Genomic DNA, 13,017 nt, shown 5'->3' on the forward strand with positions numbered 1-13,017 from the left:
CCTCATGGCTTGAACAGTACCAAGAGAACCCGGTGAACCTCGCTCTTTGTGGGGTCTGCCGGGCCGGAGCCGCCGAAATATCCGCACGAGCGACCTATGCGGGTCCGGTCCAGCCGCCCTGTTCGATCTGCGGCGCTATTTGTTGAATAGCTGAGCGGTCGCCTGGGCGTCCACCGGGCTTCGCTTTCCGTTGGCATCGAAATAGCGGTCCTTGTGGCAGGCTCGCTCCTTCACGTCGCAGAACACGCCGTTTGCAAAGGTGAATTCGCTCGTATCGAACGCCCCTTGCGAGAACAGCTTCGTCGCAACGGCCTTGCCGAGGAATGTCTCGGTCAGCCGCTTCGAGACACCGTTGGCGTCGGCACACATATACGGGTCGCAGAGCACGCCGGCTTGCGGTGACTGCAGGATCTTGCCTGATGCGGCAAAAGCTGGCGTCCCCATCAGAGCCAATGCCAACATTGTCCAAGCGATGGTCTTCATCGGAGTTCGCTCCCTATCTGCGTGATGTTGTTTCGGGCATTTCGCGCCGGTCATGGCCACGACCACCCTTGATCCGTTCGCGCAGTCCCTGAAACACGACATAGAGTGCGGGAATGGCAAAGATCCCTATGAACGATGCGGCGAGCATGCCGCCGAACACCGGGGTCGAGACATGGCGCCGTGCCAGCATGGCGGCGCCGGTGCCGAAAACGAGAGGCACCAGCCCGAGGATGAAGGCGAAGGAGGTCATCATCACCGGACGGAACCGCAAGCGGGCGCCCTCGACGGCGGCTTCCAGCAGCGGTGTTCCATTCTCGCGTCGCGCCTTGGCGAATTCGACGATCAGGATGCCGTTCTTTGCCGCCAGGCCGATCAGCACGATCAGGCCAATCTGCGCGTAAAGGTCCAAAGCCATCCGCCCGATCACCACGGCGAGGAAGGCACCGAGCACCGCAACCGAGACCGACAGCAGCACGGGTACGGGAATGGTCCAGCTCTCGTAGAGCGCCACCAGAAACAGGAAGGCGAACAGCAGCGCGAAGCCGAGGATGATTCCGGTCTGGCCGCCCGCCCGCTTTTCCTGGAACGAGATGTCGGTCCACGCGCCGGCATAGCCGGCCGGCAGGACGCGGGCCGCGACCTCGTCCATCGCGGCCAGCGCCTGACCGGACGAGACACCCGGTGCCGGGCCGCCCTGTACGGTGACGGCGAGTTTATTGTCGTAGCGGATCAGGGCCTGCGGTCCGAGCTCGAGACGGGGTTCGACCAGACTCCGCAGCGCGACCATCTCGCCGGTGCGGCTTCTCACATTGATGCGGTCGATGTCGGTGATCGCCCGGCGGTCGGAGGCTTCCGCCTGCACCTGCACCTGCCAGGTGCGACCGAACAGGTTCATGTCGTTGACATAGCCCCCGCCGAGCGACGTCTGCAGCGCCTCGAAGATCGACGCGATATCGACACCGAGGATCTCGGCCTTGTCGCGATCGATATCGAGGAAGATCGACGGATTGGAGGCCGAAAAGGAGGAGAACACGCCGGAGAGCCGTGGGTCCTGATTTGCCGCCACGAGCAGCCCGCGCAGCGCCTGCGAGAGGGCAGTCGGGTCGTTATTGGACATGGCGCGCAGCATGTAGGTGAAGCCGCCGCCAGTGCCGAGGCCGATGATCGGCGGCGGCGCGAGAGGCATCGAGATGCCGCCTTTGATGCCCATCAGCTTCGGCGCCAGACGCTCGATCACGGCGGATGCGGACTGCCCGGCTCCCTGTCGTTCCTCGAACGGCTTCAGCGTGACGATGAGAAAGGCCGCATTTGGCTGGGAATACCCATCGACGAAGTTGAAGCCGATGATCGAGGAGGTATCGGCGATGGTCGGCTCCTGCTTCAGGATCGCCTCGACCTCCGCGACGGCCTGGCTGGTGCGTCCGACAGATGCGCCGTCCGGCGCCTGCACCACCACGAAGAAGGCACCCTGATCCTCCTCGGGAAGGAAGCCGGTCGGCGTGATCCCGTTCAGCGCATAGATGCCGGCGCCCGAGGCCAGAACCATGACGAGACCGATGACGGCGATGCGCACGAGGCGCGCCACCACCGCGCCATAAGCGTCGCGCACAGCGTCGATACCGCGCATCAGCGCACCCAAGGGCCCGCGCCGGGGACCATGATGCGGCTTGAGCAGGATGGCGCAGAGCGCTGGCGACAGGGTCAGCGCGTTGATCGCGGAGAGCAGCATCGACACCGCGACGGTGACGGCGAACTGGCGGAACAACTCGCCAGTGATGCCGGGGATGAAGGCCACCGGCACGAATACCGAGAGCAGCACCAGCGTGATGCCGATGATCGGCGCGGTGATCTCGGTCATCGCCTCCTTGGTCGCCGCGGCGGGAGAAAGCTCCGGCTTCTGCTCCATCTTGGCCTCGACCGCCTCGACGACGACGATGGCGTCGTCGACCACGATGCCGATGGCGAGAACGAGCGCGAGCAACGACACGGTATTGGCGGAATAGCCGATCGCGTTCAGCACGATGAAGGTGCCGATGAGGCTCACGGGCACGGCGATGGTCGGGATCAGTGTGGCGCGCAGGTTGCCGAGGAAAAGGAACACCACCAGCACGACGAGCACGAAGGCTTCGACCAGGGTGTGCCGCACAATCTCGATCGTCGCGGTGACGAAGGTGGTGGGGTCGTAGGTGACGCTCCAGGTGAGGTCGTCGGGGAACCGGCTCTGCGCCTCGGCGAGCTTCTGCTTCACGGCGGCGAGCGTCGTCAGCGCATTGGCGCCCGGAGACTGATAGATGCCGATCAGGGTCGCCGGCTGGCCGTTCAGCCGGGTCGAACGGTCGAGATTGGCGGCGCCGAGCTCGACGCGCGCCACGTCGGACAGCCGCAGCACCGAGCCGTCGGCGTTGCTGCGGATGATGACGTTGTTGAACTCGTTTACCGAGGCGAGGCGGCCCTTGGTCTGGATGTTGAGCTGGAGCTGCTGATCGTCGGAGATCGGCCGCGCACCGATGCGCCCGACGGCGGCCTGCACGTTCTGGCCGCGGATCGCGTTGACGACGTCCGTCGCGGTCAGCCCGAGCCCGGTCAGGCGGTCGGTCTGGACCCAGGCGCGCACGGCATAGTCCTGCGGTCCGAAGAGAGTCGCTTCGCCCACACCCTGCGTGGAGCGGATGTCGTCGACCAGATTGATGGTGGCGTAGTTGGAAATGAACAGCTCGTCATGGCTGCCCTTAGGCGAAGTCAGCGCGATCACGCCGAGCAGCGCGGAGGACTGCTTCTTGACGGTCACGCCCTGCTGCTGCACGTCCTGCGGCAGCTTGGAGAGCGCCACCTGGACGCGGTTGTTGACGTTGACCGCGTTGATGTCGGGATCGGAGCCGAGCTCGAAAGAGACGGTGAGCGTGTAGCTACCATCATTGCCCGAGACGCTCTTCATGTAGATCGACTTGTCGACGCCGACGATCTGGCTCTCGAGCGGTTGGGCAACGGTTGCCTCCACCACCGCGGCCGAGGCGCCGGGATAGAAGGCCGTCACGGAGACTTGCGGCGGCACGATGTCGGGATATTGCGCGATCGGGATGGCAAGCAGCGACAGGAGGCCGGCGATCACCGTCACCAATGCGATGACGATGGCGAAGCGGGGCCGGTCGACGAACAGTGAGGAGATCATCGTCTCAGCCCGCCTTCGGCTGAAGCATGGTAGCCGGCTGGGCTGAAACCGGCGCGCCGGGCCGGAGGGTGGATATGCCTTCGACGATGATCTGGTCGCCAACCGTGAGGCCGGAATCGACCACGACGCTGGTGCCGATCTCATCGTCGAGCGTGACGCGGCGGATGGCGGCCTTGCCGTCCTCGACGACGAAAACGTAGAAGCCCTGCTGATCGGCGATCAGTGCCGATTGGGGCACGAGGATCTTCTCGATCGGCGTTTCAAGCTGCAGCGTCACCTTCACCAGCTGGCCGTCGATCAGGCGGCCGTTCGGATTGGGGACCACCGCGCGCATGGTGACGCTGTCGGTAGACCTGTTCACGGAGGCGTCGACGAAGTCGATCTTGCCCGGGTGCTCGTAGGGCGAGCCATCCGAGAAATGGATGAGCGCCGCCAGTTCGTCCTTGGCGGCCACTCGATCGGCGCTCCTGAGCGTCAGGAACTCGCGCTGGCTGACGGGAACCGTCACATGCATCGGGTCCTCGCTGACGATCGTGGTCAGTACGCCGCGATCCGGGCCCACCACATTGCCTCGGGTGATATTGGTGCGCCCGATCAGGCCGCTTATGGGCGCTCGGATCTCCGTATAGCCGAGGTCGATTTCGGCGGCCTGCACATTCGCTTCTGCGATCTGCACATTGCCCTTGGCGGTCAATTGCTCGGCAAGGCGCTGGTCGCGCGTGGCGGCACTGCCGGCCTGCGTCTTCAACAGATCTTCGGCGCGCGAGAGCTGCGCGTCGGCGAAGGCCGCCTGTCCGCGCGCCTGTTCGAGCGCGCCCTGGGCACGCGACAGCGCCGCCTGGAACGGCGCCGGCTCGATCCGGTAGAGAAGATCACCTTCCTTGACCGGCTGCCCGTCCTGAAACGACACTTCCTGAAGGAAGCCGGTCACACGGGCCCGCAGTTCCACCCTTTCGCGCGCTTCAATGCGGCCGACGAACTCCTTGCCGGGGTTGATCGGCTGCAAGGTCACCGTCAGCGTGCCCACCCGCACGGGAGGCGCATCCTGCGCCTGAGCGAACGAACCAGGTGCGGTCAGGCAAAGGCCGACCATGAGCGCGACCAACAACCCGCCCGGATGCATCTTCATCATTTGCGATATCCTCGTGAAGAAGGACGGTCGGCACCTGCGGCGGCGCCTATCCCGATGGTCAGAAGGGCAGCCAGCCCGATCACATCCTTCTTCATCGTCCAAGGGACCAGTTCGAAGTGCTCAGGGAGCGCCGCGCGCGGACCCGCCAGAGGCCCGCGCGGCATGCCCGCGCCGTGTTCCAGCTCGGCTGGCGACACTATTGGCGGATCTGGCACGCGCGCGCAGCGCTGCCAGCGCACAGGCGGGAAGCGCGCTCGGCCGTTCCGACGGCAGACGTCACTTCAGGAACAGCGGCAGGTTGCCGGACCCATCCTTGAGCTTCGCGGCCGACTCGCAGAAAGCCTTCTTGTCGAGGTGGGCTTCGGCAATGAAGAGGCCGTAGCGCGCACCGAAGGCGATGAGGATCGCCGCCGTCCTCTCATCCTGCTGTTCGGGAGCCAATTTCTGCTCGGCCTGCGTCAACAGCTTGTCGAGCGCCTTGCCGACGGCGTCCTTGTCCAGCGTATGGCTGTCGCATACGCGCACCACCGCCGTCTGATAGGCCAGACTGGTCAACTGGGTGAATTGAGCGCCGCTGAGAAGGTCGCCCTCGGTCTCGGCGAGATCCGCCCACGCGCCGTTCAGCGGGTCGACCGCGACCGGAGGGGTGTCTTCGGCAAAGCCGGGACCTGCGGTGAGAAGCGTCAAGCCAACACCGGTCACAGCCGTCAAAATGAAGCGTCGAAACATGAGTCAGCCCTCGTCACTGCGCGAAAACACGGTCGGTCCAGGTCCAGTCGAGCAGGCCATTGGGCATGTAGCACTGCCGGCGCGCGGGATAGCAGCTCACACCGGGTGTCGGAGAGAAGGGGGGCGGGGGGCCGTAATAGGTGGTCGCAGGCGCGCCGTAGACGCCCGGGTCGCGGGGACGGGCGCTGTCTGCGACCGCGGCGCCGACGGCGAGGCCGAGAATTCCTGCGGCAATTGCTGCTCCGGTATAATTGTGCGCGGAACTTGGCACCGTCTGAAGCGACAGTGCTACGGCGATCGTTGAGGTCATGATTATCGATCGAACTATATTTGGCATCCTGCACCTGATTGCTGGATAGACTAATATTATATCTAAATTGAACTGCGGACATGCATAAAGGTTTGATACGCTGACATGCGACGTACCATCAGGATCGCGCAGTAAGCGGCGTCAAATCTCCAGGACGCGCAGGGCATTGGTGGTTCGCCAGTTACACGCCGCACCGCTCATCGTCCAGACGTCTGGGAAGCTCCGCCCGGACATTGGGACAGCCGGCCAATGGAAATGGGACGACAGGACAATCCCGGTCCACCTCCACGCGCCGCCCCGCGACGCGAACGAGGCTACGGACGCCGGACGATTCTGGCGTGTCGAATGCTCCGCCTGCGGCGCCTGTGTTGGCGCTCCGGCGACAGACCGTTTCGCTCGCCGTGAGCACCGCTATCTTGACGGTGACGGCATGCCAGAGACAGACTCCCGCACGGCAGGACCGAGCAGGCGGCACACAGAGGACGAGGAATGCCATCCAGGCCGAAGAAGCTCTTTCTATCCTCGGACATGATCGACCCGAAGATCCGGGACGAATACTGGCGTGACGTTTCCAGCGTCATTTTCGAGATCGATCCGTGGGATATCAACGGAGATACGGGGTTTCGCGGAACCGTCGTCTCCCGTCCGTTCGGTTCTCTCACCGTCGGGAATACGACCTTCAACGACCAGAAGGTCTGGCGCACGCGCCGGACCGTAGTGAGGTCGGCGCTGGAGGTGTGCATCGTCCAACTGGTGATATCGGGCGAATCGCAGGGAGACTTCAACGGAGCGGACGTCGCCATCAGGCCCGGTGACATCATGATCCACGACATGACGCAGGTGATGGACTCCCAGGTCACCGCCGGCGCCCGCATCTCCATCGTGATCCCGCGCTCGGAACTGCAGAAATGCGTGTCGCGCCAGACGCTCCACGGCATCGTGCTGCGCGGGGAATGGCCGACGACGCGTCTTCTTGCCGACTACATCAAGGGGCTCGACAAGATTCTCACGGATCTCCCGGTCGACGCCGTCCCGGCCGCTGAGGAGGCCCTGATGATCCTGCTTGCCTCGGCGATCAATGGCCGGGAGGCCGGCTTGCGGGATGACCTGCCCGTCAATCTGCCGATGAAGCAGCGCATAATCGACTACATTGATCGCAGCATCATGGATCCCGAGTTGGGGCCACAGGCGATCATGAAGCGCTTTCGCCTGTCCCGTTCTCACCTCTATCGGACCTTCGCCGCAGAAGGCGGCGTTGCCAAGCTCATCCGGGACCGGCGGCTCGATAGCGCTTACCGGATGCTGAGCAGCAGAAGCACCAACATGTGGTCGAACAAGGAAATCCTGCTTCGCTGCGGCCTGCCGGACGGCGTCCACTTCGCCAGGATATTCAAGGAACGCTTTGGCGTGCTGCCCAATGAAGCGCGGAACCATGAAATTCTCGAATACAAAGAGCGCGTCGGCACCTCCACGCTGCACAGCTATCTCGGTGACTACGTCTCCAAGCTGTAGTGTGCCGGTGGCCGCCTAACCTCCGAGAATTGCGGCGAGCTGAATTTCCGCTCTGGGCACGACCCGGCTCCTTGGTCGCTCGCCCGCGCGGAACAGCGCGGCAAGACCTCCCATGGGATTCGGTGTTTTCATTCATCGGACTGGTTCGATCTGTGACGACAGCCCGTCGGGGCGGCGTCAGTGCCCGCGGCAGTATCTCAGCCGCGTGGAGGCCTTAATCACGTTCCTGCGCCTGTCCGACAGGAACATCCAGGCAACGCACGGGAGTTCCAGCCAGCGCCGTTTCAGCCGATCGACGGCGATCAAATCACAGCACAGAGCGCCGATACGGCTGCGCGGCGGTGCGCAGCAGCTTCCGCTGCCACGCCTGCCCGGGATTGGCTCCGCCCGACGCACCGACCGCACTTTCGTACCGCTCGGGGGGTCTTTCGTCGGGCGGCGCCGCGCGCTCATACGGCTGTAAACCCGCCATCGACCGTCATTTCGGATCCGGTCATGTAGGAGGCCGCATCTGACAGCAGGAAGGCGACAGCCTCCGACACCTCGCGCGGCTGGCCGATGCGGCCCATTGCTGTCACACCGACCAGCATCTGGTGTTTGCTCGGGTCGGCCTCGAACTCCGCCGTCATCGGCGTCGAAATGGTTCCTGGATGGACGGAATTACAGCGGATCTTGTAGGGCGCATAGTCGACGGCCACGCCCTTGGTGAGCAATCTGATGGCGCCCTTGGTGGCGCAATAGGCGCTCATACCCTCCATATTGGCGACATAGCCGGAAATCGAGGACACGTTGACGATCGAGCCCGACCCGGTGTCGCGCATTGCTGGCAGCACATGCTTGCATCCGAGGAAGGTGCCCTTGACGTTGATGTCGAACAGGGCGGTCCAGTCGTCGAGCGTGATCTCGGGTACCGGCTTGCGGATCAGGATGCCCGCATTGTTGACGAGGCCGTCGATCCGGCCGAATTCGGCGATGGCCCAGTCGACGCACTCCCTCCATTGCGTCTCGCTGGTGACATCGAGCGCACGGAAATGCGAATTGCCGCCAGCGGCTTTGATGGCCTCCGCCACGGCCGCTCCCTTCGGATCGAAATCCGTAACCAGCACCGTCGCGCCGCGCTCGGCGAAGAGCTTCGAATGCGACTCGCCCATCCCCTTGGCACCGCCGGTAACGAGGATCACTTTACCGTTCAACATGGTCATCACGTCCCTCCCGGATCAGATGGGGGCGGATCGAGCCCGCCCCCTCACGACCTCATTTCAGAAACTTGTCGGCGTTCTCAGGTGTGACCGCGATCCACGGCACGTTGTACTGCTTGGCCGTGCCGCCATTCCACTTCATGTCGCTCTGCCAGATGTCAGCCTTCGGCTGGTAACTGTCGCCGGCCGCGGCCCGGACCGCCAGGTCCAGCGCGCCCTGGCCTTCATGATGCGCGGACTTGAAGAGCGTGTAGAGGCCATGCGTCTTGACCGCGCGCACGGCATCCTGGATGCCGTCGATTGAGACGACCTTGACCTGCTTCGTAGTCAGACCCTTGGCCTCCAGCGCCTGGATCGCTCCGAGCGCCATCTCATCATTCTGCGCGATCACGCCATTGATCTGATCGCCATAGAGCGACAGCCAGTTCTCCATGACGGCGAGCCCCTCCGCGCGTGACCAATTGGCCGTCTTCGAGGCGAGCAGCTTGATGTCGGGATTCTTGGCAAGGACGGAATCGATGCCCTGGCGGCGCAGAAGCTGCGGCGAGTTGCCGATCGGCCCCTCGAGGATGACGACGTTGCCCTTTCCACCCAGTTCCTCGACCAGATGCTCGGTGATGTTGGCGCCGCCCTCGACGTCGTTCGTGCCGACATAGGCAAAGAGCAGATCGGAGTTCGCGCGGGTCACCGCACCGACCACCGGAATGCCCGCCTCCTGTGCACGGGCAACCGGTGCGGCAGCGGCATCCGCGTCGATCGGCGAGAAGATGATGGCATCGACCTTTTGCGTGATCAGCGTATCCATCTGGTTGCTTTGCACGCTGGCATCGAAACGCCCGTCGAGCACCGTGATTTCGACCGTGCCGTCCTTGACCAGCGGGTGCTGCTGGATTTCGTTGACGAAGGTCGACATGTATTCCGGTAGGCCGAAGGGCATGAGCGCGATCTTGTATTGAGCCGCCCAGGTCACGGTTGTCGACGCCAAGATAGCTGCCGTTGCGGCGAGCATCATCAGTCTGTGTTTCACAGTTGTATCCTCCCAAGGTTGCTGTGATTCTGTGATCGAAGTTCGTGCTAACGCCGGCGGCTGACGTCGAGAAGGACGGCGCCCACGATGATCGAACCCTTGACGACTTGCTGGTAGTATGAAGAGATACCAAGCAGGTCCAAGCCGTTATTGATGGTGCCGATGATCAGCGCGCCGAACAGGGTGCCGATCAGCGTGCCACGCCCGCCGGCGAGACTGGTCCCGCCGATGACTACCGCGGCGATGGCGTCCAGCTCATAGGCGACCCCGGCCTGAGGCAGGGCCGCTGTCGAGCGGGCCGTCAGGATGATACCGGCGAACGCGGCCAGGGCTCCCGAGATGGCGTAGGTGAGGGCCGTGACGCGCCGGGTATTGACGCCATTCGTGATGGCCGCGCGTTCGCTGCCACCGACGGCATAGACGTGACGCCCGAACACGGTGTGGCGCAATGTGAACCAGCAGACCGCGAAGACGACGGCCAGCGCGACGATCGGCACAGGGATGTTGAGGATGGTGCCGTTGCCGAACCAGAGGAATGGCTTCGACAGGTTGGAGATCGGGCGGCCGTCCGTGTAGATGAAGGTCAGGCCGCGTGCGACGCTCAGCATGCCGAGCGTCGCCACGAACGCGGGGATGCGCAAATAGGCGACGAGAAAGCCATTCACCAGACCGGCCGTAAGCCCGGTCGCGAGTCCGGCGATGACGACTAGGCCGATGAAGGACTCGCTCGCCGTCGTCGAGAAGCTGGCGGCCACCGCGCCGCACAGCGCCATCACCGACGCGACCGATAGGTCGATCCCTCCCGCCAGGATCACGAAAGTCACGCCGATCGCCAGAATGCCGTTGATCGCCGTTTGGCGAATGATGTTCGTCCAGTTGTTCCAGGTCAGAAAGAACTCGCTGGACATGCTGAGCACGACGCACAGCAGAATGAACGCGATGAGAATTCCCTGATTCTGAAGGATATTACGCAGGTTAGCCGTAGCTTGCGACAAGGCCGGGCTTGGCGCCGTTCGAATGCTTGGACTGTTCATGGACATGCTCCTCCCCTTCCTGAACGGCGTCGTTCAGGGATGCTTCATGCAACAATGTCTTCTGAGTGGACTGGGCGGCATCGACGAATTTCTTGAGACGCCCCTTCTTGAAGATCGCGACGCGGCTGCACAGCTGCAGCAGCTCCGGGGCCTCTGATGAGCACACCAGCACCGCGCCGCCTGCGGCGGCGAAGTCGCGCAGGAGCTGATAGATCTCCTGCTTGGCGCCCTCATCGATCCCGCGTGTCGGCTCGTCACAGATCAGGACGCGCGGCTCCGAGGCGAGGCAGCGCGCAATCACGACCTTCTGCTGGTTGCCGCCGCTCAGAGATCCGACGTTGAGGCGATCGCTTGCGGCGCGCACGGCGAGGTGCTTCATCATGCGGGCGCTGAGGGCCCTCTCGCGGCCCTGGCGCACGATGCCGAGCCTTGCAAGACGGCCGAGGATCGACAGCGAGATGTTGTGGCGGATCGGAGCTCCCAGCACGAGACCGGAGTCCTTCCGGTCTTCGGTGATCATCGCCAGGCCGCGCTTGATCGCAACCTTCGGCCGCAGCGGCGGCAGCATGGCGCCGCACAGGGTAACGACTCCGCTGCTGCGCGGGCCGATGCCGTAAACGCCATTCAGGAATTCGCTACGGCCCGAGCCCATCAGCCCGTAGATGCCAAGGATATCGCCCTGCTTCAGCGACATCGAAATGTCCTGAAACTGCTTGCCGTGAGAAAGCCCCTGAATGTCCAGGAGAATTTCAGCGTCGGATTGTCCGACATTTGCCGGGCGTCTTTGGTGGGCGACTTCGTGGCCGACGATCTGGTGGACCAGACGGGCGCGATCGATGGTCTTCATGGGACCGGTCTCGACGAAGCGCCCGTCCCGGAACACCGTATAGCGATCCGCAAGCTCGAAGAGCTCTTCGAGCCGATGGCTGACATAGATGACGCCGACGCCGCCTGCGGTCAGTCTGCGAATGGCGGAGAAGAGCACCAGCGTCTCATGCTCGCCGATCGCCGAGGTGGGCTCGTCCATGATCAGGATGCGCGCATTCTGGCTGATGGCGCGCGCGATCTCGACGAGCTGGATCTGCGCCAGCGAAAGCTGGCTCATTTTCCGCGTCGCCTCGACCTCGAAATGCAGTTCGTCCAGCAGCTGTCTCGCCTGTCGCACGATCGCCACGTGATCGACCAGACCGGGCAGGCGCCGGGGCTCGCGGCCGAGAAAGATGTTCTCGGCCACGGTCATGTCACGGATGGGCGACAGTTCCTGCGTGATGATGGCGATCCGCTCGGCCAAGGCATCCGAAGGCGATTTGAAGTGAACCTCCTTGCCATGCACCCGTATGGTGCCGGCATCGCGCTGCAGCAGGCCCATGAGGATATTGAGGAACGTCGACTTGCCCGCGCCGTTGCCTCCGCACAGCGCGTGCACCTCGCCGGCTGCCAGCAGGAGCTCGCCATGGAGCAGTGCCGGCACGCCATCGAAGGATTTGGCGACGCCGGTCGCCTCGACCAGTAGTTCGGCCATCTCTGCCTCGTCGGTTGGATGGAAGCAGGATGGCTGTTCAGGTGGCGAGATAGCCGCCGTCCATGACCAGCTCGCTGCCGGTCATGTAGGCGGACTCGTCGGACGCCAGGAAAAGCACGCCGTTGGCGATCTCTTCCGCCTGGGCCGGCCGTCCCAGCAGCGATGGACCGAGCAGTGCCTTCGTCGCCACCGGGTCGTTGACGATGTCCTTCGACAGATGCGTGATCGTCAGGCTCGGATGGACCGAGTTGACGCGAATCCCGTCCTTGGCGACCTCGGACGCGGTTGCCTTGGTCAAGAGGCGGACGGCACCCTTGGACGCCACATAGGCGGCTGCATCGGGGAAGCCGACGATGCCCCAATTTGAACTGATATTGATGATCGAACCGCCGCCGCCCTTGCGCATCAGCGGGATCAGGGCGCGCGAACCGAGAAACACACCCTTTGCATTGATGGCGAAGGTCTTGTCCCAGGCCGCGCTGTCGGTTCTCTCGGTCGTGCCGGCGAGATAGATTCCGGCATTGTTGACGAGGATATCAGCCTTGCCGTAGGTCCTCTCGACCAGGTCCGCCAGCTTCGTCCACGCTTCTTCGCAGGCGACGTCAAGTTCGACGAACTGCGCACGACCGCCCTTCGCTTCGATCTCGGCCACGACCTTGTGGCCCTCGTCGGCATTGATGTCCGAGACGACGACGGCGGCGCCTTCTTCCGCCAGCCGGAGCGAGAAGGCGCGACCCATGCCTAGGGCGCCACCGGTCACGACGGCGATCTTGCCGTTGACGCGGCCGTGGCTGGTTGCGCTGGCGGAATTCTCTTGGGTGGACATATCGATCTCTCTCCCTTGCAGCCGTCTATCGATCCGGCGATGCAGGAATGAGAGCAGATTGCGTGCCACTCCAA

The 13,017-nt window shown here is 63.7% G+C and carries 11 protein-coding genes and 1 pseudogene; 1 reads left to right on the top strand and 11 read right to left on the bottom strand.

Features of this window, described 5'->3' with window-relative positions; genetic code table 11:
- Positions 1–135 precede the first annotated feature (135 nt).
- The 5 genes from QO014_RS01345 to QO014_RS01365 all read right to left on the bottom strand — a co-directional run bounded on the left by QO014_RS01345 (position 136) and on the right by QO014_RS01365 (position 5,823).
- Complete coding sequence (locus tag QO014_RS01345; protein ID WP_266346854.1) at positions 136–483, bottom strand: YcgJ family protein; 348 nt, start codon at positions 481–483, stop codon at positions 136–138.
- Between the two features lie 13 nt (positions 484–496).
- A complete protein-coding gene (locus QO014_RS01350) occupies positions 497–3,652 on the bottom strand; it encodes an efflux RND transporter permease subunit (protein ID WP_266346855.1) in 3,156 nt (1,051 codons plus the stop codon).
- A 4-nt stretch (positions 3,653–3,656) separates the two neighbouring features.
- Positions 3,657–4,784, bottom strand: coding sequence for an efflux RND transporter periplasmic adaptor subunit (locus tag QO014_RS01355; protein ID WP_266346856.1), 1,128 nt, complete (start codon positions 4,782–4,784; stop codon positions 3,657–3,659).
- A 276-nt stretch (positions 4,785–5,060) separates the two neighbouring features.
- Positions 5,061–5,513 carry a hypothetical protein gene (locus QO014_RS01360; RefSeq protein ID WP_266346857.1) on the bottom strand — a complete coding sequence of 151 codons (453 nt, stop codon included), beginning with the start codon at positions 5,511–5,513 and terminating at the stop codon, positions 5,061–5,063.
- Positions 5,514–5,526: 13 nt separating this feature from the next.
- Positions 5,527–5,823, bottom strand: a complete 297-nt coding sequence (locus QO014_RS01365; RefSeq protein ID WP_266346858.1) for a hypothetical protein — start codon at positions 5,821–5,823, stop codon at positions 5,527–5,529.
- Positions 5,824–6,312: 489 nt separating this feature from the next.
- Between QO014_RS01365 and QO014_RS01370 the strand changes: the two genes are divergently transcribed.
- The gene (locus QO014_RS01370) at positions 6,313–7,335 is read left to right on the top strand and encodes a helix-turn-helix domain-containing protein (RefSeq protein ID WP_266346859.1); all 1,023 of its coding nucleotides are present in this window, start codon (positions 6,313–6,315) and stop codon (positions 7,333–7,335) included.
- A gap of 449 nt (positions 7,336–7,784) precedes the next feature.
- Here the strand turns inward: QO014_RS01370 and QO014_RS01380 are convergent, their stop codons facing one another.
- From QO014_RS01380 to QO014_RS01405, 6 genes and pseudogenes are all read right to left on the bottom strand, one after another.
- Positions 7,785–8,537: an SDR family NAD(P)-dependent oxidoreductase gene (locus QO014_RS01380; protein ID WP_266346860.1), complete on the bottom strand. Its 753-nt coding sequence runs from the start codon at positions 8,535–8,537 to the stop codon at positions 7,785–7,787.
- Positions 8,538–8,589: 52 nt separating this feature from the next.
- On the bottom strand, positions 8,590–9,561 hold the full coding sequence (locus QO014_RS01385; protein ID WP_266346861.1) for a substrate-binding domain-containing protein: 972 nt from the start codon (positions 9,559–9,561) through the stop codon (positions 8,590–8,592).
- A gap of 47 nt (positions 9,562–9,608) precedes the next feature.
- Positions 9,609–10,595 carry an ABC transporter permease gene (locus QO014_RS01390; RefSeq protein WP_266346862.1) on the bottom strand — a complete coding sequence of 329 codons (987 nt, stop codon included), beginning with the start codon at positions 10,593–10,595 and terminating at the stop codon, positions 9,609–9,611.
- Positions 10,537–11,442, bottom strand: coding sequence for an ATP-binding cassette domain-containing protein (locus tag QO014_RS01395; RefSeq protein ID WP_307257658.1), 906 nt, complete (start codon positions 11,440–11,442; stop codon positions 10,537–10,539). The genes QO014_RS01390 and QO014_RS01395 overlap by 59 nt, the downstream gene beginning before the upstream one ends.
- Positions 11,443–11,664: 222 nt before the next feature.
- Positions 11,665–12,117 (bottom strand): annotated as a pseudogene (locus QO014_RS01400) (ATP-binding cassette domain-containing protein); the annotation flags it as partial.
- A gap of 37 nt (positions 12,118–12,154) precedes the next feature.
- Positions 12,155–12,943: a glucose 1-dehydrogenase gene (locus QO014_RS01405; RefSeq protein WP_266346863.1), complete on the bottom strand. Its 789-nt coding sequence runs from the start codon at positions 12,941–12,943 to the stop codon at positions 12,155–12,157.
- Between the last annotated feature and the right edge of the window lie 74 nt (positions 12,944–13,017).

It is taken from the genome of Kaistia dalseonensis (assembly GCF_030814715.1).
Taxonomy (GTDB): Bacteria; Pseudomonadota; Alphaproteobacteria; order Rhizobiales; family Kaistiaceae; genus Kaistia; species Kaistia dalseonensis.

Coding starts and splice junctions, on each gene's coding strand:
- QO014_RS01355 (WP_266346856.1), bottom strand. CDS start 4,784: ATGATGAAGATGCATCCGGGCGGGTTGTTGGTCGCGCTCATGGTCGGC.
- QO014_RS01370 (WP_266346859.1), top strand. CDS start 6,313: ATGCCATCCAGGCCGAAGAAGCTCTTTCTATCCTCGGACATGATCGAC.
- QO014_RS01365 (WP_266346858.1), bottom strand. CDS start 5,823: ATGACCTCAACGATCGCCGTAGCACTGTCGCTTCAGACGGTGCCAAGT.
- QO014_RS01405 (WP_266346863.1), bottom strand. CDS start 12,943: ATGTCCACCCAAGAGAATTCCGCCAGCGCAACCAGCCACGGCCGCGTC.
- QO014_RS01395 (WP_307257658.1), bottom strand. CDS start 11,442: ATGAAGACCATCGATCGCGCCCGTCTGGTCCACCAGATCGTCGGCCAC.
- QO014_RS01390 (WP_266346862.1), bottom strand. CDS start 10,595: ATGAACAGTCCAAGCATTCGAACGGCGCCAAGCCCGGCCTTGTCGCAA.
- QO014_RS01380 (WP_266346860.1), bottom strand. CDS start 8,537: ATGACCATGTTGAACGGTAAAGTGATCCTCGTTACCGGCGGTGCCAAG.
- QO014_RS01345 (WP_266346854.1), bottom strand. CDS start 483: ATGAAGACCATCGCTTGGACAATGTTGGCATTGGCTCTGATGGGGACG.
- QO014_RS01360 (WP_266346857.1), bottom strand. CDS start 5,513: ATGTTTCGACGCTTCATTTTGACGGCTGTGACCGGTGTTGGCTTGACG.
- QO014_RS01350 (WP_266346855.1), bottom strand. CDS start 3,652: ATGATCTCCTCACTGTTCGTCGACCGGCCCCGCTTCGCCATCGTCATC.